The sequence below is a fragment of the Halobacillus naozhouensis genome, from assembly GCF_029714185.1.
In the GTDB taxonomy this organism is placed as follows: Bacteria; Bacillota; Bacilli; order Bacillales; family Halobacillaceae; genus Halobacillus_A; species Halobacillus_A naozhouensis.
Genome location: NZ_CP121671.1, coordinates 2473257 through 2492985, shown reverse-complemented (window position 1 = coordinate 2492985; position 19729 = coordinate 2473257). Strand labels below are relative to the sequence as shown.

The following is a 19729-nucleotide window of genomic DNA, read 5'->3' as shown; positions in this document are numbered from 1 at the left end:
TGGAGTTAAATACTATGAAGTGCGAGGTGACTGTAAATGAGTTCAATGGACAAGACGATGCGCTTTAATTTCTCAGAAGAACCATTTGAAGAGGATGTCCGGTCCGTGTTATTATCTGTACACAATTCCTTGCAGGAGAAGGGCTATAATCCAATCAACCAGATTGTAGGGTATTTGCTCTCGGGTGACCCGGCTTACATTCCACGCCATCAGGATGCAAGAAATCTAATACGCAAAATGGAGCGGGACGAGCTTATTGAAGAATTAGTCAAATTTTATCTGGAAAAGAATAATGGAGATGCTTAATGAAAAAAATTGGATTAGATGTAGGGGAGAAAACGATTGGTGTTGCTATCTCAGATGCACTGGGATGGACAGCCCAAGGCCTTACCACATTGAAATGGGATGAACGAAATTATACGACAGCTAAGGAGCCTCTGAAAACGCTGATAGATGAGAATAATATTACAGAAGCTGTTGTAGGTCTTCCTAAAAATATGGATGGCACGATCGGTCCCCGAGGCGAAGCCAGCCAGCAATTTGCAAAATGGCTGGAGAAACATTATAAGCTGGTCGTTCATCTATGGGATGAACGGCTGACTACCATGGCTGCAGAGCGTGTTTTGCTCGAAGCAGATGTCAGCCGTGCAAAAAGGAAGAAAGTCATTGATAAGATGGCTGCAGTGATCATTCTGCAAAGTTATTTAGATTCACAACAATAAGGAGGCTCACACTAATGGCATTAGAAAAAGAAGAGCGAATTATCATCCCGGATGAAAACGGAGAAGAACATTTATTTGAAGTATTGTTTACATTTGACGTAGAGCAAACGGAGCAATCCTATATAGCAGTCGTACCGGCAGAGCAAAAAGAAGGAGACGAAGTCGAAGTATTTGCTTTCCGATATGAAGAGAAAGGAAATGAAGAAGACGACTTAGCTCTTTATCAAATCGAATCAGACGAAGAGTGGGAAATGGTAGAGGAAATGTTAAACACGCTCGCAGATGAAGATTTAACGTAAGTTATGTACCATTATTTATGATCTGCCTATAGCCTGAAGGCTATAGGCTTTTTTTGTGGAATCGATTTGATGATTTGCACAACTTTCAGGTTATCATGTATATTGTGTGAAGATATGGAAAATAGCGCGTTATTTGTAGTATAATGTAGCGGACGGAAGGAGGAACGTTGTTGTCTGATTCAAATTTTAAGAAGAAATATAAAGACCGCATAAAAAAGAGAAGTGAAGAAGCAAGCACAGTTCGTAAAATTGTTTCGATTGTTTTAACCACAATTATCATCGTTCTTCTAGTTGGGGGCGTGTCAGGATATTTTTATATCAACAATGCACTGCAGCCTGTAGATCCAGATGACGAAACACAGAAGAATATTAAAATACCACTGGGGTCTTCAACTTCGCAAATTGCTCAAATATTAGAAGAAAATAATGTGATTAATAATGCTCTTATTTTCAGGTTTTACACAAAGTTTAAAAATGAGACAGGCTTTCAAGCAGGGACGTATCAATTTACTTCTGCGATGACAATTGATCAAATTATTGAATCATTAAAAACAGGGAAAGTCAGGAAAGACCCAGTATTTAGTGTTACGATTCCGGAAGGCTATACATTGGAGCAAATAGCTGAATCCTATGCCAAAGAGTTGAAGTTTACAAAAGAAGAGTTTATGGCGAAAGTGAACGACCGGGAGTATGTAAACCAACTCATCGAACAACATCCTGCTTTGCTGGATGATGTCATTTTAAAACAGGAAATCCGATATCCTCTAGAAGGCTACTTGTTTGCTTCAACCTATGCCTTTTATGTTGAGGATCCAAGTATCGAACAAATTGTTGAAAAAATGATCAAACGGACTGAGAAAGTTGTTCTGCCTTATCGTGATGCTTTTGCTAAGCGAAAAATGACGCTCCATGAAGGAATTACGATGGCTTCATTACTTGAAAATGAGGCTCGAACAGCGGAGAACAGAAAGAAAATTGCAGGTGTTTTTTATAATCGAATCGAAAAAGAGATGAAACTGCAGACGGATCCAACAGTTCTTTATGCACTTGGTGAGCATAAAGATCGTGTGCTTTATGAGGATCTCGAAGTAGAATCACCTTACAACACCTATCATGTTAAAGAGTTACCAGTAGGACCTATTTCAAGCTTCCACAAAAATGCCATTGAAGCGGCAGCTAACCCGATTGAGTCCGATTACCTATACTTCCTGGCAGATGATGAAGGCAATATTTATTACTCAAAAACACTTGAGGAACACAACAAGTTAAAAGAAGAACACATTTCATAAGCGTAAAAGAGAGGAATGCAGAGAATCACTCGCATTCCTCTCTTTGTTTATGTTAAAATAACAGGGTTGTAAATGGACTTGTCCAATAAGAAAGGGGACAGCATATTAATGGAACAAAATGCGTACTTGCAATCTTTACTGCCGGAATCGTCCGAAGCACTAAAACAATTAGAACATGAGGCACGTAAACAGGGAGTCCCCATTATGGAACCTTTAGGCATTCAATTCTTGATGCAGCTAATCCGTTTGCACAAACCAAATAAGCTGCTTGAGATTGGTACGGCGATTGGATACTCTGCGCTTCGAATGCACGAGGCTGCTCCAAACAGCTCGATTACGACGATAGAAAGAGATGGGGAGCGTTTTGAGCAAGCGGTTGAAAATGTCTGCAAATTTCAGGTGCAAGATTGTATTGAGATTTTTCATGGTGATGCACTAGACTTAAAAAATAAAGTGAGTCAATCCGCTCCCTTTGATTTCATTTTTATAGATGCTGCCAAAGGTAAATATGAAGAGTTTTTCCATTTATATGCCCCACTGTTATCGGAAAACGGGATGATTGTTACTGATAACGTTCTGTTTAAAGGATATGTGGCAGACGACCGCCAGGCCACAAAACGAATGGCAAAATTGGCTAAGAAGATTCGAAATTTCAACCAATGGTTGGCAGCTCAAGAACAATATCATACATCGGTTGTTCCGATTGGTGATGGAGTAGCCATTACTGTTAAGAACCATAACTATACAAATTAAACCGACTTTTTGGGATGAAAGGAGAACCCATAAGCATGAGTGATAAACCTGTTGTAATTGGTGTAGCTGGAGGGACAGGCTCTGGCAAGACAAGTGTAACCCGTTCTATTATTCAGCGTTTTGCTGATAAGACAATTCTTATGGTTGAGCAAGATTATTATTATAAGGATCAGAGTCATCTTCCTCTTGAAGAAAGGTTGAAGACAAACTATGACCATCCTCTGGCTTTTGATAATGATTTACTCATCGACCATTTAAACGATCTGATTCAACAAAAGACAGTTTCAAAACCTGTTTACGATTATAAGATGCACACGAGGTCTGAAGAAACGATCAAGATTGAACCTAAGGAAGTCATTATTGTCGAAGGAATATTAGTATTAGAGGACGCTCGGCTACGTGATTTAATGGATATTAAAGTGTTTGTGGATACCGATGCTGACGTTCGAATTATACGAAGAATGATGCGTGATATTAATGAACGAGGACGGACATTGGATTCGGTCATTGAACAATATACGAATGTGGTGCGGCCCATGCATCTTCAGTTTGTGGAGCCAACGAAGCGATATGCTGACTTGATCATCCCAGAAGGCGGTCAGAATCATGTAGCCATTGATTTAATGGCTACGAAGATCCAGACGGTTCTATATGAAAAAGGACAAAAACTTAGTAAAGAAAATAGTTGAAAAATTATAAGATATCTGGCATAGTTCATGATAGAAGTTCTAGAAAACCTATGTCCCAGATACACTATATTAGTTATCAAATGAGCGTACATAATGTACTGCTCATTTCGCTATATGCCGGGATAACGGTCATTTTTTGTCGGAAAGAGGAGTGTATTGGAAATGGCACAAGAGAAAAGCTATTATATGACTGAAGAAGGTAAAGTAAAGCTTCAAGAAGAACTTGAGCATTTAAAAAATGAACGCCGAAAAGAAGTGGTTGAACGAATTAAAGAAGCACGCGGGTTCGGTGATTTATCTGAGAACTCTGAGTATGATGCTGCAAAGGATGAACAAGCTTTTGTGGAAGCGAGAATCCAGCATGTTGAAAATATGATCCGTCATGCGGTTATCATTGAAAATGATAATGACAATCCTGATATGGTATCCATGGGTAAATCGGTTACCTTTCAAGAGCTTCCAGACGGCGATGAGGAGACTTATACGATCGTAGGAAGCGCCGAAGCTGATCCCTTCGAAGGGAAAATTAGTAATGATTCACCAATGGCTCAAAGTTTAATCGGTCATGAAGTAGGAGATCAGGTAACTGTAGTGACTCCAGGCGGAGAACTTGATGTCAAGATTGTATCTGTGACAACTAAGTAAACTCAGAAAGGCAGGGGCTTCCCTGTCTTTTTCTCTAACATTAAAGCCAGGTGTTATGACTTTAGTGCATTTTAGAGCCTTACTTTTTTCATGTATAATAGGTGGGGTAGAAGAGGAGGGGAAACTATGAGTGAAAAAGAATCTTCTTTTTCAAGAGCAAACCGATTTGAGAAAAAAAGAAAAGGTACTAGACTGGTCACATGGCTCGCAGGGGCAGGAGCATTGTTGATCGTTGTATTTATAGCCTCCTTTATTTTTGGAGGAGAAAGTGAGCAGACAGCCAGTAATCAGCAAGCAGATAATGGTAATTCTTCTAATGATCAAGAATTAAACGTAATAACGGACGAACAAGAAGAACAGGATAGTGAGTCCTCACAACAAAAAGATAAAGAACAAGAGAAAAATAAAAAGGAAGAAGACGCGGTCATTAAAGAAAGTGATAAGAAAAATGTAGACCGTGTGATTACTAAAGATTGGGAACCGGTCGCGACAGAGCAGCAAACCAGTGGCAACCATACCGTGACCTATGAAAAGTCCTCTCAGGATTGGCAGGAAATCTTACAAGCTGCAAGTAAGGCTACTTCAATCGATACGAGCAACATGATTGCCTGGCGAGTGGAAAACGGGGGCGGACCGCAGAAAGTAGAAGCCACTGTCTCAGATAAAGCGCAACAGCAGACGTATCGTGTTTATATACACTGGGTAGAAGGTGCAGGCTATAAACCAGTTAAAGTAGAAGAGCTGGCAAGTAACCCTTATCAGTAGAAAATGGACTAAGCGAAGGAGAGCTAAAGCATGGCGATCGGAATAATCGGAGCAATGGACGAAGAAATAGAACTACTAAAAAACAAAATGACCATGGAGGAAACCGTCGAAGCGGCAGGGAGTGTGTTTATAAAAGGCTTATTATGTGATCAGCCAGTTGTCCTGCTAAAATCAGGAATTGGAAAAGTAAATGCTGCAATTGCAACGACGATTTTGCATGAAAGGTTTACCATTGATCGCGTTATTAATACGGGTTCAGCGGGAGGATTTGCGAAGGAACTGGAAGTCGGAGATCTGGTGATTTCTACACTGGTTACTCATCACGATGTGGATGTGACAGCCTTTAAATATGAATACGGACAAGTTCCTGGACTACCCGCTATGTATCCGGCAGATTCTGTTTTGATGGAGAAGGCGATGGAGGCCGTGAAGTCAACAGATGCGAAGGCGAAAAAAGGGATCATTGCTACAGGTGATTCTTTTATGCAAGAGGAAGCTCGTGTCAACTTTGTACGAGGTAAATTCCCTGAGATGATTGCTGCAGAGATGGAAGCCGCAGCGATCGCCCAGGTATGCTATAAATATAGTACGCCCTTCGTTGTGATCCGGGCTCTTTCAGACATCGCTGGGAAGGAATCTTCCATTTCATTTGACCAATTCCTTCCAAAGGCGGCAACGAATGCTGCAACGATGATCATGAAGATGCTTTCATCACTAGACTAGAAGAAATTACCGCTCCTGTTTGACTATAGATATGTTACTATAGTTGTACGTGCAGGAGGTGGCATTATGAAGTCTGCCGAATCGATCGAGAACAAAATTACAGATTATAAACGTTTTACGTTAACGTTACTCATATTGAGCAGCTATTTATATATTGGCGTACTGATAAGTATCTATGAATATCATTCTTCAGCTTATCTTTATTTGCTAGTCATGATCGCAGGGTTATTAGGTTCCGCATTTATGCTAGTTCTCAAGTTGAAGAAACTGCGCCAGCGTTTACTTGAAGAATAGAAGCCACTGCCTGTGCAGTGGCTTTACTTATGTTTCCTAGCCAGAAACTGTTGTTAAGAAGATTTACCTTGTTTGCTTTGTTTATAAAATTCATGAAAGATTTTCATTAAGGCTCTCTTCTCGATTCGGGAAACATAGCTTCTCGAAATGCCAAGCTCCTTAGCAATCTCCCGCTGGGTTCGCTCATCAGTGTCTCCAAGTCCGTAACGGAAAACAATCACCTCTTTTTCCCGTTCATCTAATACGGTGATAAACTCCTTGATTTGTTCAAGCTCCATGTGAAGCTGTATTTCTTCCACAATATCCTCGACATCTGCTTGCAAAATATCGAGCAAGTTTAATTCATTTCCTTCTTTGTCATGACCGATCGGATCTTGCAAAGAGATGTCTTTATTCATCTTCTTAGTGGAACGTAAATGCATCAGGATTTCATTTTCAATACATCTTGCAGCATACGTGGCCAATTTGGTTCCCTTCCCCGTAGAATAGCTCTCTATGCCTTTTATCAAACCTATCGTTCCAATTGAAATTAAATCCTCGAAATCCTCCTTTGTATTTTCAAACTTTTTGACAATATGAGCTACGAGTCTTAAATTATGCTCAATTAAAGTGTCTCTTGCTTCGCGGCTGCCTTCCTCCATAAGTTTAAGCTGTCTGGCCTCTTCCTCTTTCGACAGTGGGTTGGGGAAAGCCTGATTTTTGACATACGACATGAATAGAAGCGATTCCTTAAAGAAATAAAGTATGGAAGCGATTAGACTGCTCACAATGCACACACCTCCGTAAGTATTAGGCTCGTGCCTATCACAAGTGTATGTGCGCAGGCGTGTCCCTGTGCTTGTACAGTAAAGAAAAAGTAAGATTAAAAAAGAAGCCGGGATATCCGGCTTCTTTGCTAGTAGTACGATTTAGTGTTCTTTTACTTTTTCTAAATTACTTTTATATTCATCTTCAACACTTTTATCACTTAAAGGAACTCGACTATAGTAAGCAGACCTCCCAAGAACATGCCCTGTAACTGGGGCTGTTAACAGGATGAAAAGGATGCCCAACAATAACTTTCCGCTGACAATCCCATGCTCAACGTACATAAACAGGAAAGCCCCGATAAGAATACCCGTAATTCCTAACGTTGAGCTCTTAGTGGCTGCGTGAAGTCGTGTGTACACGTCTGGAAATCTTAACACACCTAAAGCCGTAGACACTATAAAAAATGTCCCAAAGAGCAGACAAAGACAAATCAGAATATCAAGTACAGCGTTAATCCATATCCCGCTCAATAATAACACCCTTTTCTAGAAATTTGGCCAATCCTACATTTCCAATGAACAGCAAGATTCCGATAAGCAAAATGACATCATTTACTTTAGTGGTTACGAGGTGGATGGCGATTAATCCTGCAAGTGCCATAATGTTAACCCCAATGGTGTCAAGGGCCACAGCACGGTCCGAATTGGTCGGTCCCTTCACCGTGCGATAAAGAAGCAAAAGCAAGGAAATAGAAACACCTATGATTGCGATAATCACAGAGATGTCGATAAGTGATTGGGTGAGATTTAAAATATCTCCCATTAGCGAGTCACCTCCATGATGGCTTTCTCAAATGTTTCCTTAATCTCGCTTATTGACTCTTCGACATCAGCAATATCCATCGCATGGACATAGATGACGGAATAATCATCACTAATGACTAAGGATAAAGTTCCAGGAGTTAAAGTTATCAAATTTGCTAACAGCGTAATCTCCCAATTACTTTTTAACTCGGTAGGAAGAGCAAAAATCCCAGGCTGAATATCAAGCTTTGGACGATAAACGTGTTTGACAATATCAATATTTGATAGTATAAGCTCGCGAATAAATAATAAAATTAATTTAATGACTTTACCTGCTTTTTTCATGTAAAAAGCATCAGGAATGAATCGTTGCAATAAAAAGAGCAGGGCAATTCCTAATAGGTAGCCGACAATGAATGTTTTAACATTGTAAGTTTCACTTAAAAACATCCACATCGCAGCTAAAATCAAATTGATGACGATTTGAAATGGCATAAGCTTTCTACTCCTTTAGAACAGAATCGATATAAATTTGCGGATTCATTAAATATTCACCTATCCATTCAACAGAAGGGTAAAACCACTCAGCCCCTACCCCGAGAAGCACAGAAATGGATAACAGAAATCCAATTGGCCAGGTCATCTTATTGGCAGCCTGCTTTCGCTCAGGATGAGCAAGCTGTGTTTTCTCTCCCCAGAATCCTTGAATAAAGATTCTGATCATGGAAAAGAGAATGAGCAGGCTGGAGATGAGAGCAACAATGACAATCAAAATCTCCTCCTGAGCCAAGGCTCCCCGGATGAGGAGAAGCTTTCCAATGAATCCGCTAAACGGAGGAATACCTGCAAGGACGAGAGTGGCAATAAAGAAAAACCAGCCGAGCACAGGGTAATGATGAATCAACCCTTTTATTTTTCTTAAGTCGGAGGTTCCGGCTGCGTAGACGATAACTCCAATTAATAAAAAGAATGCGGCCTTGATCACCATATCATGAATTAAATAGTAAACCGTACCACTGATCGATGTTTCCGTAAAAATACCTATCCCCATTATCATAAACCCTACTGCTGGAATAATATTGTAAGCCATAATCAATTTTATATTATTCGTTGATAAAGCACCGATCACACCAAAAATCATTGTGAAAGCTGCTAAATAAATGAAGAGGGTATGGGTTAAATCTGCTTCCCAGGCAAAGATCAATGTGAAAACTCTTAGGATCGAATAAATTCCTACTTTCGTCAATAAAGCCCCAAATAATGCTGATACAACAGGGTTGGGCGCGCTATAGGAGTTGGGGAGCCAATAATACAATGGAAAGACGGCTGCCTTCGTGGCAAACACAAAGAATAATAAAATACCGATTGTCGTCAGGATTCCTTGCTGATCCACTTCCTGAACACGCTCAGCAATGTGAGCCATATTCAATGTTCCTACAACCGAATACAAGAAAGAAACTGTTGTGACAAAAACCATGGAAGAAAACAGATTGATCAATACATATTTCATCGACTCACGAAGTTGAGCTCGTCCATTTCCAAGCACGATTAGGCCATAGGATGCCATCAGCAACACTTCAAAAAACACAAACAGGTTGAAAATATCCCCTGTTATAAATGCACCACTGACCCCAGTAATCAACAAGAAGAAAAAGCTGTAAAAATAATAAGATTCCTGTTGTTCCGTCAAGGATTTTGATGCATAAAAAACGCAGGCAACGGCGACAAGGTTGGTAGTGAAAGCGAGCGTTATCGATAACATGTCCCCTACGAGGATAATGCCATAGGGAGCTGCCCAGTCACCGGTTTCAAGAATAATGGGTCCATTTTGGTAAATTCGATAAAGAATAAAACCGGTCACAGCCAGGTTTGTTAAAGCAATCACTTTTGATATCGCTCGTGCCAGCGGTAACTTATTTGCAAAAAATGCGACTATAATTCCTGCCAGAAGCGGCAGGATAATGGGAAGTGATATTAAATTACTCATAATCGTTACCTCTCAATTGCTCCATATTATCTGTACCATTGATTTTAGATGTTCGATAAGCTAGGACGAGTAATAAACTCGTGATCCCAAAGCTGATCACAATGGAAGTGAGAATTAATGCTTGTGGAAGCGGGTCCGTATAATTTTCAACCCCTTCCGAAAGAATAGGTGGTTTATCTCTTTTCAGCTCTCCCATAGTCAGGATAAATAAATGTGCACCGTGAGAAAGCAGCGCTGTACCTATGATAATACGAAGCATCTGCTTCTGGAGGAGGTTATAAACGGCTGTGGTAAATAAAATACCAGCAAGAACGGCCATAACGATTTCCATGATTTAATCCCCCTTCCTGTTTCCACGTAATCGAATCAGTCCATAGATGGCCATCGCGGCTATTCCAAGTACAGTAATTTCAAACAATGTATCCAGTCCGCGCATGTCCACTAGAATCACATTAACAATATTATCTCCACCGCCGAGTTTATAAGAGTTTTCGATAAAATAACTGGCAATCGAATCAAACATCTTGCTGCTATGGGCAGAAATGGCCACCATCGTCATGAGGGCTCCAAAGCCGATTGAGATAATTAAATTAACAGTTTTAGTCTTTGCGGATTGAGTATGGTTCTCAAACTTGGGCAAGTGATAAAACACAAGCAAGAACAGGGCCAGTGTAACGGTTTCGATAATAAATTGAGTCAGAGCCAGGTCGGGAGCTCGATAGATGACGAACAAGAGCGAGAGACCATATCCTACAACCCCTAAAATGAGAATCGCAGCAATTCGGTTTCTGACTATGATCGTGCCGATAGCGGCAATGACCATCATCACTGCCACAAACAATTCTGTTATAGTCACTTCGGCAAGGTTCCCAGTTTCCAGACGAAACCCATTTGTTGCTATCATGATGCCGAAGCTGCCAATAATAATCGCTCCTACAATTAAGCGGACATACCGACCGATCGAACCGTTCATATAGCCCTTAGTTAAAGCAGAAGAGTATTCTACTGTTCGATCAACGAGTCCATCATAGAATTTATTGAGGCTTAAGCCCCCAGGGATAAACCGGTAGATTCCTTGCCATTTACTCATAGATAGGACAAGAACCGTACCAAATACGATCACGGTCAGTGACATAATCAGCGGCAGTTTAATTCCATGCCAAAAGGCTATGTGATGACCAGGAAGATCAAAGCCTTTTACGGCTGAAGCCGCATGGGCGATCAAGGGTTCATTGATCAATTGAGGAAAGAGTCCAATGACAATGACTCCAGCCACTAAGATCATCGGTGATACGAGCATTCCAAATGGTGCTTCATGCGGCTTCTTAGGAAGCTCGTGCACGTTCGCTTTCCCTCTGAATGTCCCGAAAAAGAAATACATAGAATAGACGAACGTGAAGATACTTCCGAAAACGGCCAGGTAAGGGAAGGCTGTTTTTAGAAAAGCAATGAATCCAGTTGTAGTTTGTTGTAAATGAATTGCAGAATCAAAGAATAATTCTTTACTGTAAAACCCGTTTAAGAATGGCAATGGGACACCTGCCATAGAAAAGGAAGCGAACAGGGCTAATGTTGCAGTGATCGGAAGGAATGTCATCAGTCCACCAAGTTTACGAATATCGCGCGAACCTGTTTCATGATCAACAATCCCGGCGACCATAAACAAGCTTCCTTTAAAGGTTGCATGATTCAAGATGTGGAAGACGGCTGCAAATACGGCAACCTTTGTTCCAAATCCAAGCATGGCCATAATCATTCCAAGTTGACTGATTGTCGAGAAGGCCAGGATGGCTTTGAGATCGGTTTGACGTACGGCCATATAGGACCCCCAACATAGTGTAACAATCCCAACACTTGAGACAATGATAAAAAACCAATCAGATGTTGATAACATAGGTGAAAATCTGGCCACTAAAAAGAGTCCGGCTTTAACCATTGTTGCCGAGTGCAGGTACGCACTGACAGGAGTTGGAGCCTCCATTGCATCTGGCAGCCAGATATGAAATGGAAACTGTGCCGACTTTGTAAAAGCACCTAATAAAATTAAAACAAGGATTAGAGGGAAGAATTGGTGATTCAGAATAAGCTCCTGCTGAAGAATCATCTGCTGAATGCTTGATGTCCCTGTAATCACACTCATGAAAACTAAGGCACCCAGTAAGCTGAGACCGCCAAATACAGTGATCAACATTGACTTTAGGGCACCGTATCTAGATCCCTCTTTATAGTGCCAATAACCAATAAGTAAGAAGGATGACAACGAAGTAAACTCCCAAAACGTATATAGCACGAACACGTTATCGGAAAGGACTACTCCTAACATCGATCCCATAAATAATAGAAAGTAAACGTAAAAATGTCCTAGCTGCTCTGATTTATGTAGATAATAGATCGAATAAAAAGCAACTAGGGAACCGATTCCGCTTATTAGCAGAACAAATAATAAGCTCAATCCGTCTAAATAAAAGACGATATTCATATTTAACGATGGTATCCAAGTATATTCTCTTGATACCGGATCAAATCCCGAACCTAAAAATTGAGCAAAATAAATAAAAATCACAGTGGGTACAGCGGTTACAATGAAGCCAGTATGAAATTTATCTTTCCATTTGCTTAGGAATGGGATAAAAATGGCAATAATAAAAGGCAATAGTACAGCCAATAGCATCTAGTTGTTCCTCCCTCTGGCTAAGTTCAAAAGTGATATCGTTCAAGCAAATGTTACTTCACTCAATTGTAATCAAAAAGTAAAGGAATATTCAACTGAATACTACTTTCAGATAATGAATCATGGAGTATTTTTGACAATTCTTTTAAATAAGTAGAGACACGACAAAAGTAAAGAAAGAAAATATAAATAAAAAACTCGTTTCCTCCCCTGGAAACGAGTTGATAATTCTCAGTATTTGTAGGTGGTTCCACTTTTATCCTACATGATTTAATTTCTTATTAATTAAATGGGCAATAGAGCGTTCGTGTATTTCTTCTTCGATTTGTTTAATAAAATCTTGTGATAGATTGAGTTCGATAGCTTTGTGGTAAGATTGTAGTAACAGGGTATCAGATAATTGCTTCATCTCTCTGCCACTTTTGTGGCAGCCACCTCCTGTTTATTAAAGAGTATAGTTAAGTAATGCACGTTTACCTTACCATGTTTCATAGATAGCCTACAATACACCATTTATCTACAGGTAATTGTAGATAAGTGTAACGTTAATGTTTAGCAAGATAGTGAAGACAAAGGATTTGGGGTGTGGAATATGTGCATAAACTTATCCACAGGGCAACGTTGTCGCGAATTGTCGAACGATTCTTTGCATAAAGAGGAAAGTTTCACTATTGTTTTGAATCCTGTAGAAATTTTGTATATGATGGGTAAGGAGATTTTGTCGTGAAGGATGGAGTGATTAGTGATGTTTAAACATTTTTTACCTAATGAGCATGTACAAAGCATACATGATATAGACCCAGAGGATTTAATACGGAAAGGGATCAAAGGGATTATTACAGATTTAGATAATACTCTTGTTGCTTGGGATGAGCCCGATGCAACAGAGGAAATCGTAAACTGGTTTCGACTCATGAATCATCATGGTATTCAAGTTACGATTGCCTCAAACAATAATGAAAATCGTGTGAAATTATTTTCCGAACCATTGAATACATCGTTTATTCACAGTGCCCGAAAGCCATTATCGAGAGCATTTAAACGAGCCAGGAAAGAGATGAAAATCCAGAAAAACGAAATTGTCGTAGTAGGAGATCAACTGATGACAGATGTTTTAGGAGGAAACGTGGCAGGGTTATATACTATATTAGTTGTACCGATTGTTGAAACGGACGGCTTTTGGACTCGTTTTAACAGGAGAATTGAACGGAGAATTTTAAGTTGGATGAAACGTAAAGGTAAGATTACTTGGGAGGAGGGAAACGGCCAATGAGTGAAGTAATTTGTCAGGGATGTGGAGCGGTGATCCAGTCTACAGACCCTAAACAGCCTGGCTTTGCCCCAAAGTCTGCACTTGAGAAAGACGATGTTATTTGTAAACGGTGTTTTCGGCTAAAACATTACAATGAAGTACAGGATGTTCCTTATCAGGACGATGATTTCCTGGAGATGTTAAATCAAATTAGTAAAAATAAAGGTCTCATTGTGCAACTGGTTGATATTTTTGACTTTAATGGGAGTTTTATCCCTGGGTTAAAGCGATTAACGGGCCAAAATCCAATCATCCTGGTCGGTAATAAGATGGATGTCCTTCCAAAGTCAGTAAATCACAATAAAGTAAAGCAATGGCTTCGCCATGAAGCAAAAGAGCAGGGACTGAAGGTAGAGGATATATACTTAATTTCAGCTGAAAAGCAACAGGGCATTGATGATCTCTCCATAGCGATCGACCGCTATAGGGATCGTGGTGATGTGTATGTAGTTGGGACAACGAATGTTGGAAAGTCAACCTTTATAAATGCATTGATAAATCGCACATCCGGAGTAGAGAATGCTATCACTACTTCCTATTTTCCTGGCACAACTCTCGGGTTTATTGATATTCCACTGGATGCTCAAAGTTCATTATTCGATACTCCCGGGGTTATCCACCGGCATCAAATGGCCCATTACGTATCAGATCAGGATTTAAAGGTGATTACACCAAGGAAAGAAGTGAAGCCGAAAGTTTACCAATTAAATGAGCAACAAACTTTATATTTCGGTGGTTTAGCTCGTTTAGACTTTGAAGCAGGGGAGCGCAGTTCATTTATTTGTTACCTTTCTAATGATATGCCAATACATCGAACAAAGCTCGAAAAAGCCGATGAATTGTATGAGCACCATTTAGGTGAGTTACTATCACCCCCCGATTCGCAAACAATTGAGCAGCTTCCACCGTTAAAGGGAACAACCTTTAAAATTGAGAGACCGAAGACGGATGTTGTGTTTTCAGGGTTGGGATGGATCACTGTTCCAGAAGGGAATCTAACTGTGACAGCTTATGCACCTGAAGGTGTTCGGGTATCTCTAAGAAACTCATTAATATAGGAGGTAGATCACATGCAATTAGGGTTGATAGGTTATCCGATCGCTCATTCTCTTTCTCCGTGGATTCACCATCGCCTGCTGACCATGCATGGCATAGAAGGAGAATATAGCTTGTATGAATGTAATCCCGAACAGTTCCCAGATCAGATGGAGCAGCTTAAGGGCAGCAAAATTAACGGTTTTAATGTCACCGTGCCGTATAAAGAAAAGATCATCCCTTATCTGGACGAGTTAGACGAAGCTGCTAAGTTTCTGGGTGCAGTCAATACTGTGAAAAGCGATAACGGTCGTTTAATAGGATACAATACTGACGGACGAGGTTATGCGGCATCTTTGCTTAATCAATACGATGATGCTCTGAAATCATCGGACAAAGTGCTCATTCTCGGCAGTGGTGGAGCCGCGAGGGGTATTTTTTATGCCTTACTTAAGCATGGGGTAAAAAAGATAAATGTGGCGAACAGGACGGTTGAAAAAGCGCAGCGGGTCATTGAAGACTTACAAGCACATTCAACTTCAAGTGCCCTTACCTTGCAGCAAGCAGAAGAAGACCTCTCGCAGTATGATCTGATAATTCAAACGACTTCAGTAGGCATGGCGCCGGAGAAAAACCGGACGCTTATTTCCCTTACAGGCATCAATGCCAATACGATTGTAAGTGATATTGTTTATCGCCCGAAAAAGACTTCTTTATTAAAAGAAGCTGAACGACAGGGGGCACGGCTTCATTATGGCCATGGGATGTTATTAAACCAAGCGATCCTTGCCTTTGAAATTTGGTCTGGTAAGTCTACTGCCGCCTCTAGGATAATGACAGCATTCGAAGAGAAACTGAAAGGAGAATAGTATGTTAACAAGTAAACAGAAGAAGTATTTAAGAGGTCTCTCCCACAAGCTTCAGCCGATATTTCAAGTAGGTAAAGCTGGAGTTAATGAAAATATGACTACTCAAATATCAGAAGCACTTGAAAAAAGAGAGTTAATAAAGGTAAGTATTTTGCAAAATTGCTTTGAAGATAATTCTGAAGTTGCACGAGAGATTGTTGATGATACAGAGGCAAACCTTGTTCAACTTATCGGTAATACGATTATTTTGTACAAGGAGTCAGCGAATAATAAACAAATCGAATTACCGTAAAGGAGAGCCATTATGAAACGAATAGGAATCTTTGGCGGAACATTTGATCCTCCACACCAGGGGCACTTGATAATTGCAGAGCAAGTATGTGAAGCAATGAAATTAGATGAGATCTGGTTTATTCCTTCGTATCTTCCTCCACATAAACAGAAAGCGGCTGTTTCATCAGACGAGAGGCTGGAAATGGTGACGAAAGCTATTCAGGAGAACAAGCGGTTTCATAGTCTTGACCTAGAGCTGATCCGGCAGGGTAAGTCATATACTTTTGATACAATGGAGCAATTGACGGAAGATTATCCAGACGATAAGTTTTATTTTATTATTGGGGGAGACATGGTCGACAGTTTGCAGGATTGGTATAGGATTGAAGAACTGAAAAATCTTATCACTTTTGTTGGTGTTCGACGAGAAGGCTCTAAAAGAGACACAACGAAAGACGTTGTCATGATAGATGTTCCTCGAATCGATATTTCATCAACGCTAATTCGTGAGCGGTTAAAAAAAGGTTTTACGGTACGCTATCTTATTCCTGAGGCTGTTCACCACTTTATAAAGGAGAATTCGCTGTATGCACTTAAGTCGTGAAAAATTACTTGAATTTGTTCAGCCTCATCTCACTAAAACGAGATATGAACACACTGTTCGGGTAACTGAAACTGCACTTATTTTAGCTAATCGGTTTGGTGCAAATCAAGAACTAACTGAAAAAGCGGCTATTTTACACGATTATGCAAAGTATAAACCTAAAGAGGATATGGAGCGTTGGATTATTAGTGATCGGCGCTTACCGAAGGATTTGCTGAACCATCATCATGAACTCTGGCATGGGCCAGTGGCTGCCGTCATGCTAGAAAAAGAAATTGGTTTGGCTGATTCTGCTATCAAATCTGCTATTGCGTGTCATACTTCCGGGAAGAAAAATATGAGTATTATGGACAAGGTTGTTTTTTTGGCTGATTATATTGAACCTGGAAGAGGATTTTCTGGTGTGGAGGAAGTAAGAAAAACGGCAGAATCGAATTTAGACCAAGCTTGTTTGCAAGCATTGTCGAATACCATACAATTTTTAACTAATAAAAGCAGATCCGTTTACCCTGACACCATCCATGCATATAATGATTTATTAGAAATAAAGAATAATTCAAGGGAGGAAAACGATGGAAAGTAAAGAGTTAGTCACATTAACTGCCAAAGCTTGTGATGAAAAACGAGCGAATGACATTGTCGTGCTTGATATGACGGATGTATCATTAATTGCTGATTACTTCCTGATTTGTGAAGGGTCAAACGAACGTCAGGTGCAAGCAATCGCCAGAGAAGTCAAAGCACAGGCAGAAGAAAATGGTATTGAAGTAAAAAGAATGGAAGGGTTCGATAAAGCACGCTGGATCTTGGTTGATCTTACGGATATAGTCTGCCATATTTTTCATAAAGATGAGCGGAATTATTACAACCTTGAACGTCTATGGGGTGACGCTGAAACTATAGCCGTTGAAGGTATTGATGGATAAATGAGCTATCAGCAAATGGCATTAGTGTATGATCTGCTTATGAAGGATGCCCCTTATGACCAATGGGTTACGTGGACAAAGCACATGGTGAGTCATTATCATTCTGGAGCACAACGCCTTTTGGACTTAGGGTGTGGTACGGGTGAGATTACGACACGGTTAGCTGGTCACGGCTGGCAGCTAACCGGAGTTGATCTGTCAGAAGATATGTTGACTATGGCAGCCAGTAAAGACCAGACCATTCAATGGTTGAGGCAAGATATGACTGAACTAAAAGGCCTCCACGATTATGACTGTATTATCAGCTTTTGCGACGTGTTGAACTATATTACCGACGTACCATCCCTTGAAGCTGTTTTCAAACATGCTTATCAGGCTCTTAATGAACGAGGGTTATTTTTGTTTGATGTCCATTCTGTCGAACACCTTATCAATGATTTGTGTGGACAAACCTTTGCAGAAGTCTATGATGACCTTTCTTATGTGTGGTTTTGTGACCCTGGGGAAAAAGAATATTCCGTGATCCATGATTTGACCTTCTTTGTACGGCATCATCAAGATTACCAACGGTTTGATGAACAGCATTTCCAACAGGGATATAATTTAGAAACATTACAAACGGCCATAGAAAAAGCAGGTTTTACCTTACAGCTTGTTACAGCTGACTTCTCGGTAAACCCTGCTGATCAAGGGGATCGGCTGTTTTTTGTTTGTCAAAAGTGATAGGACACTTCGAATTTTTTCGAAGGTCCTTTATTTTTTTTGCAGGAAATTCACGAGGAATGTCGAATGTTATAATTGTATCGTTCGTTTATCTTCTTTATGTTTTCGATGTGTTGCTTTAAACATTTCAAGAAAAAGATCCCCGATATGGTCCTCAAGAGCTCCAATTCCTTCACCGGTGACCCCGCCTTTGACTGTTACTTTCTCCATTAATTCTGGTAAAGTGTAAATGCGTTTTTCCAGCAATGTACCTAAACCAATCATCATTTCCTCCGTTAGCTGTGTTGCCTTCTCCTTGGACATTCCACCCACTTCCTGAGCTGCCGAAATCATATTTTCCAACAGAAAACTTATGAACGCCGGGCCACATGAGACTATATCTGATGCCGAACGGATGGACTCTTCCTCGATTACTACAGGTTTTGAAATATGGGAGAAAATCGAATGTAATTCGTCTTTATAAAAGTCAGAAACGCGATCACCGTACGTAAATAAGCTGACCCCTGAATAGGACCGATTTGTGATAGATGGAACAGTTCTTACTACTTGGCAGGATGTAATGTTTTCCAGGTCTTTGACAGCTACAGGACTCGTGATTGAGACAAGACATTGCGAGGCATTAGGTGAGCATTGGCTTAAAATATCTTTATAATCATGAGGTTTTACGCATATAAAAACCACTTCGCTTTCTCTGACGACGTCTTTAACAGAATTTGCAACTGTAATTTCCTTAAATTGATTTTGAATCCATTCCGCTTTTTTACGAGTGCGATTGTAAATAGTTACATCATTTGCGTCGACCGCTCCACTAGAAATAAAGGCATTAATCAGCATACTCCCCATATTTCCCGTCCCAATGATTCCATAGCGCATGGAGAATCCCTCCTTTTTCGTTTACTTAATAACTTTATTCTTCAGAAATTGAATTATGAAAGGGGACCTTGTTTCTGTGATATTCTTAAAAAGATATGCATGGTTATTGGTAATTCCTGTTTTGTTTATTCTCGTGTTTTTCCTTCAGAAAGATGAAGAGCAACTGGTTATTCAGGAAGGTGATAGTATCCCTAATGAGGAAACAGACTTTACGGAAGCTGATTCTGCAGCTAAGAGACTGGTCGTTGATGTAAAGGGAGAAGTTGCTCGTCCTGGCATTTATGAGTTAGAAGCTGGCTTGCGCGTAAACGATGCTATTTCAATGGCTGGGGGTATGACAAAGGAAGCTGATCAGACAAGTGTTAATCTAGCGCAGAAGATTGTTGATGAAATGGTCATTTTAGTGGCAACTACTGCTCCGGAGGGGAGCAGTTCTTCTTCAGCTTCTTCTGGGGGTGGAAGTACTGGGAAAGTAAGGGTTAATCAAGCAAGTGTGGAAGAAATACAGGCTTTACCAGGAATAGGACCTTCTAAAGCGGAAGCGATTATCAAACATCGGGAGGAAAATAGTTTATTTAAAAAACCAGAAGATTTACTGGATGTTTCGGGAATTGGAGAAAAAACACTAGAAAATATGCTGGATGTGATCCAGGTACCTTGATCTGTTGGGTTTGACTGATTGTCGAATAAAGCGGTAAACTTGATACATTAAAATGCTAGTAAA

The 19729-nt window shown here is 40.2% G+C and carries 28 protein-coding genes; 19 read left to right on the top strand and 9 right to left on the bottom strand.

Annotated elements, in window-relative coordinates; translation table 11 throughout:
- The first annotated feature begins 36 nt into the window (after positions 1 to 36).
- The 10 genes from P9989_RS13160 to P9989_RS13115 all read left to right on the top strand — a co-directional run bounded on the left by P9989_RS13160 (position 37) and on the right by P9989_RS13115 (position 6179).
- Positions 37 to 306 (top strand): IreB family regulatory phosphoprotein, encoded by a 270-nt coding sequence (locus P9989_RS13160; protein ID WP_079530363.1) that lies wholly within the window; start codon positions 37 to 39, stop codon positions 304 to 306.
- Positions 306 to 722: a Holliday junction resolvase RuvX gene (ruvX, locus tag P9989_RS13155; RefSeq protein ID WP_283075355.1), complete on the top strand. Its 417-nt coding sequence runs from the start codon at positions 306 to 308 to the stop codon at positions 720 to 722. Before P9989_RS13160 ends, ruvX begins: the two co-directional genes overlap by 1 nt.
- 14 nt (positions 723 to 736) lie before the next feature.
- Positions 737 to 1021, top strand: a complete 285-nt coding sequence (locus P9989_RS13150; protein ID WP_283075354.1) for a DUF1292 domain-containing protein — start codon at positions 737 to 739, stop codon at positions 1019 to 1021.
- 170 nt (positions 1022 to 1191) lie between these two features.
- Positions 1192 to 2310, top strand: a complete 1119-nt coding sequence (mltG, locus tag P9989_RS13145) for an endolytic transglycosylase MltG (protein WP_283075353.1) — start codon at positions 1192 to 1194, stop codon at positions 2308 to 2310.
- A 108-nt stretch (positions 2311 to 2418) separates the two neighbouring features.
- Entirely contained in the window at positions 2419 to 3063 is a 645-nt protein-coding gene (locus P9989_RS13140; RefSeq protein ID WP_283075352.1) for an O-methyltransferase, read from the top strand.
- A gap of 35 nt (positions 3064 to 3098) precedes the next feature.
- Positions 3099 to 3752 (top strand): uridine kinase, encoded by a 654-nt coding sequence (udk, locus tag P9989_RS13135; RefSeq protein ID WP_283075351.1) that lies wholly within the window; start codon positions 3099 to 3101, stop codon positions 3750 to 3752.
- Between the two features lie 162 nt (positions 3753 to 3914).
- Positions 3915 to 4397 carry a transcription elongation factor GreA gene (greA, locus tag P9989_RS13130; protein ID WP_283075350.1) on the top strand — a complete coding sequence of 161 codons (483 nt, stop codon included), beginning with the start codon at positions 3915 to 3917 and terminating at the stop codon, positions 4395 to 4397.
- Between the two features lie 126 nt (positions 4398 to 4523).
- Positions 4524 to 5162 carry a YrrS family protein gene (locus P9989_RS13125; RefSeq protein ID WP_283075349.1) on the top strand — a complete coding sequence of 213 codons (639 nt, stop codon included), beginning with the start codon at positions 4524 to 4526 and terminating at the stop codon, positions 5160 to 5162.
- 30 nt (positions 5163 to 5192) lie between these two features.
- Positions 5193 to 5885, top strand: coding sequence for a 5'-methylthioadenosine/S-adenosylhomocysteine nucleosidase (gene mtnN, locus P9989_RS13120; protein ID WP_283075348.1), 693 nt, complete (start codon positions 5193 to 5195; stop codon positions 5883 to 5885).
- 66 nt (positions 5886 to 5951) lie between these two features.
- Positions 5952 to 6179, top strand: a complete 228-nt coding sequence (locus tag P9989_RS13115; RefSeq protein WP_283075347.1) for a YrhC family protein — start codon at positions 5952 to 5954, stop codon at positions 6177 to 6179.
- A 53-nt stretch (positions 6180 to 6232) separates the two neighbouring features.
- Here P9989_RS13115 and sigK read toward each other — a convergent pair whose 3' ends face one another.
- From sigK to P9989_RS13075, 8 genes are all read right to left on the bottom strand, one after another.
- Complete coding sequence (sigK, locus tag P9989_RS13110; protein WP_283075346.1) at positions 6233 to 6946, bottom strand: RNA polymerase sporulation sigma factor SigK; 714 nt, start codon at positions 6944 to 6946, stop codon at positions 6233 to 6235.
- A gap of 141 nt (positions 6947 to 7087) precedes the next feature.
- Positions 7088 to 7468 carry a monovalent cation/H(+) antiporter subunit G gene (mnhG, locus tag P9989_RS13105; protein WP_390307193.1) on the bottom strand — a complete coding sequence of 127 codons (381 nt, stop codon included), beginning with the start codon at positions 7466 to 7468 and terminating at the stop codon, positions 7088 to 7090.
- Positions 7440 to 7751 carry a monovalent cation/H+ antiporter complex subunit F gene (locus P9989_RS13100; RefSeq protein WP_283075344.1) on the bottom strand — a complete coding sequence of 104 codons (312 nt, stop codon included), beginning with the start codon at positions 7749 to 7751 and terminating at the stop codon, positions 7440 to 7442. Before P9989_RS13100 ends, mnhG begins: the two co-directional genes overlap by 29 nt.
- Positions 7751 to 8227: a Na+/H+ antiporter subunit E gene (locus P9989_RS13095; protein ID WP_283075343.1), complete on the bottom strand. Its 477-nt coding sequence runs from the start codon at positions 8225 to 8227 to the stop codon at positions 7751 to 7753. Before P9989_RS13095 ends, P9989_RS13100 begins: the two co-directional genes overlap by 1 nt.
- Positions 8228 to 8234: 7 nt before the next feature.
- Positions 8235 to 9719 carry a Na+/H+ antiporter subunit D gene (locus P9989_RS13090; protein WP_283075342.1) on the bottom strand — a complete coding sequence of 495 codons (1485 nt, stop codon included), beginning with the start codon at positions 9717 to 9719 and terminating at the stop codon, positions 8235 to 8237.
- Positions 9712 to 10050 (bottom strand): Na(+)/H(+) antiporter subunit C, encoded by a 339-nt coding sequence (locus P9989_RS13085; protein ID WP_283075341.1) that lies wholly within the window; start codon positions 10048 to 10050, stop codon positions 9712 to 9714. The genes P9989_RS13090 and P9989_RS13085 overlap by 8 nt, the downstream gene beginning before the upstream one ends.
- A 3-nt stretch (positions 10051 to 10053) precedes the next feature.
- Positions 10054 to 12390 (bottom strand): Na+/H+ antiporter subunit A, encoded by a 2337-nt coding sequence (locus tag P9989_RS13080; RefSeq protein ID WP_283075340.1) that lies wholly within the window; start codon positions 12388 to 12390, stop codon positions 10054 to 10056.
- Positions 12391 to 12646: 256 nt separating this feature from the next.
- Positions 12647 to 12799: a sporulation histidine kinase inhibitor Sda gene (locus P9989_RS13075; protein ID WP_079530346.1), complete on the bottom strand. Its 153-nt coding sequence runs from the start codon at positions 12797 to 12799 to the stop codon at positions 12647 to 12649.
- A gap of 336 nt (positions 12800 to 13135) precedes the next feature.
- On the opposite strand from P9989_RS13075, the gene P9989_RS13070 reads away from it, so the two are divergent.
- From P9989_RS13070 to P9989_RS13035, 8 genes are read left to right on the top strand one after another with little or no spacing between them, the layout of a single operon-like run.
- Positions 13136 to 13663: a YqeG family HAD IIIA-type phosphatase gene (locus P9989_RS13070; RefSeq protein ID WP_283075339.1), complete on the top strand. Its 528-nt coding sequence runs from the start codon at positions 13136 to 13138 to the stop codon at positions 13661 to 13663.
- Complete coding sequence (yqeH, locus tag P9989_RS13065) at positions 13660 to 14760, top strand: ribosome biogenesis GTPase YqeH (RefSeq protein ID WP_283075338.1); 1101 nt, start codon at positions 13660 to 13662, stop codon at positions 14758 to 14760. Before P9989_RS13070 ends, yqeH begins: the two co-directional genes overlap by 4 nt.
- Before the next feature lie 12 nt (positions 14761 to 14772).
- Positions 14773 to 15606, top strand: coding sequence for a shikimate dehydrogenase (aroE, locus tag P9989_RS13060; protein WP_283075337.1), 834 nt, complete (start codon positions 14773 to 14775; stop codon positions 15604 to 15606).
- A 1-nt stretch (position 15607) separates the two neighbouring features.
- Positions 15608 to 15898 carry a ribosome assembly RNA-binding protein YhbY gene (yhbY, locus tag P9989_RS13055; protein WP_283075336.1) on the top strand — a complete coding sequence of 97 codons (291 nt, stop codon included), beginning with the start codon at positions 15608 to 15610 and terminating at the stop codon, positions 15896 to 15898.
- 12 nt (positions 15899 to 15910) lie between these two features.
- Positions 15911 to 16483: a nicotinate-nucleotide adenylyltransferase gene (locus tag P9989_RS13050; RefSeq protein ID WP_283075335.1), complete on the top strand. Its 573-nt coding sequence runs from the start codon at positions 15911 to 15913 to the stop codon at positions 16481 to 16483.
- Positions 16467 to 17066 (top strand): bis(5'-nucleosyl)-tetraphosphatase (symmetrical) YqeK, encoded by a 600-nt coding sequence (gene yqeK, locus P9989_RS13045; RefSeq protein ID WP_283075334.1) that lies wholly within the window; start codon positions 16467 to 16469, stop codon positions 17064 to 17066. Before P9989_RS13050 ends, yqeK begins: the two co-directional genes overlap by 17 nt.
- Positions 17056 to 17409, top strand: a complete 354-nt coding sequence (gene rsfS / locus P9989_RS13040) for a ribosome silencing factor (protein WP_283075333.1) — start codon at positions 17056 to 17058, stop codon at positions 17407 to 17409. Before yqeK ends, rsfS begins: the two co-directional genes overlap by 11 nt.
- Positions 17410 to 18132 (top strand): class I SAM-dependent methyltransferase, encoded by a 723-nt coding sequence (locus P9989_RS13035; protein WP_283075332.1) that lies wholly within the window; start codon positions 17410 to 17412, stop codon positions 18130 to 18132.
- Between the two features lie 69 nt (positions 18133 to 18201).
- Here the strand turns inward: P9989_RS13035 and comER are convergent, their stop codons facing one another.
- Complete coding sequence (comER, locus tag P9989_RS13030) at positions 18202 to 19005, bottom strand: late competence protein ComER (protein WP_283075331.1); 804 nt, start codon at positions 19003 to 19005, stop codon at positions 18202 to 18204.
- A gap of 76 nt (positions 19006 to 19081) precedes the next feature.
- Between comER and P9989_RS13025 the strand changes: the two genes are divergently transcribed.
- The gene (locus P9989_RS13025) at positions 19082 to 19666 is read left to right on the top strand and encodes a helix-hairpin-helix domain-containing protein (RefSeq protein WP_283075330.1); all 585 of its coding nucleotides are present in this window, start codon (positions 19082 to 19084) and stop codon (positions 19664 to 19666) included.
- Positions 19667 to 19729 lie beyond the last annotated feature (63 nt).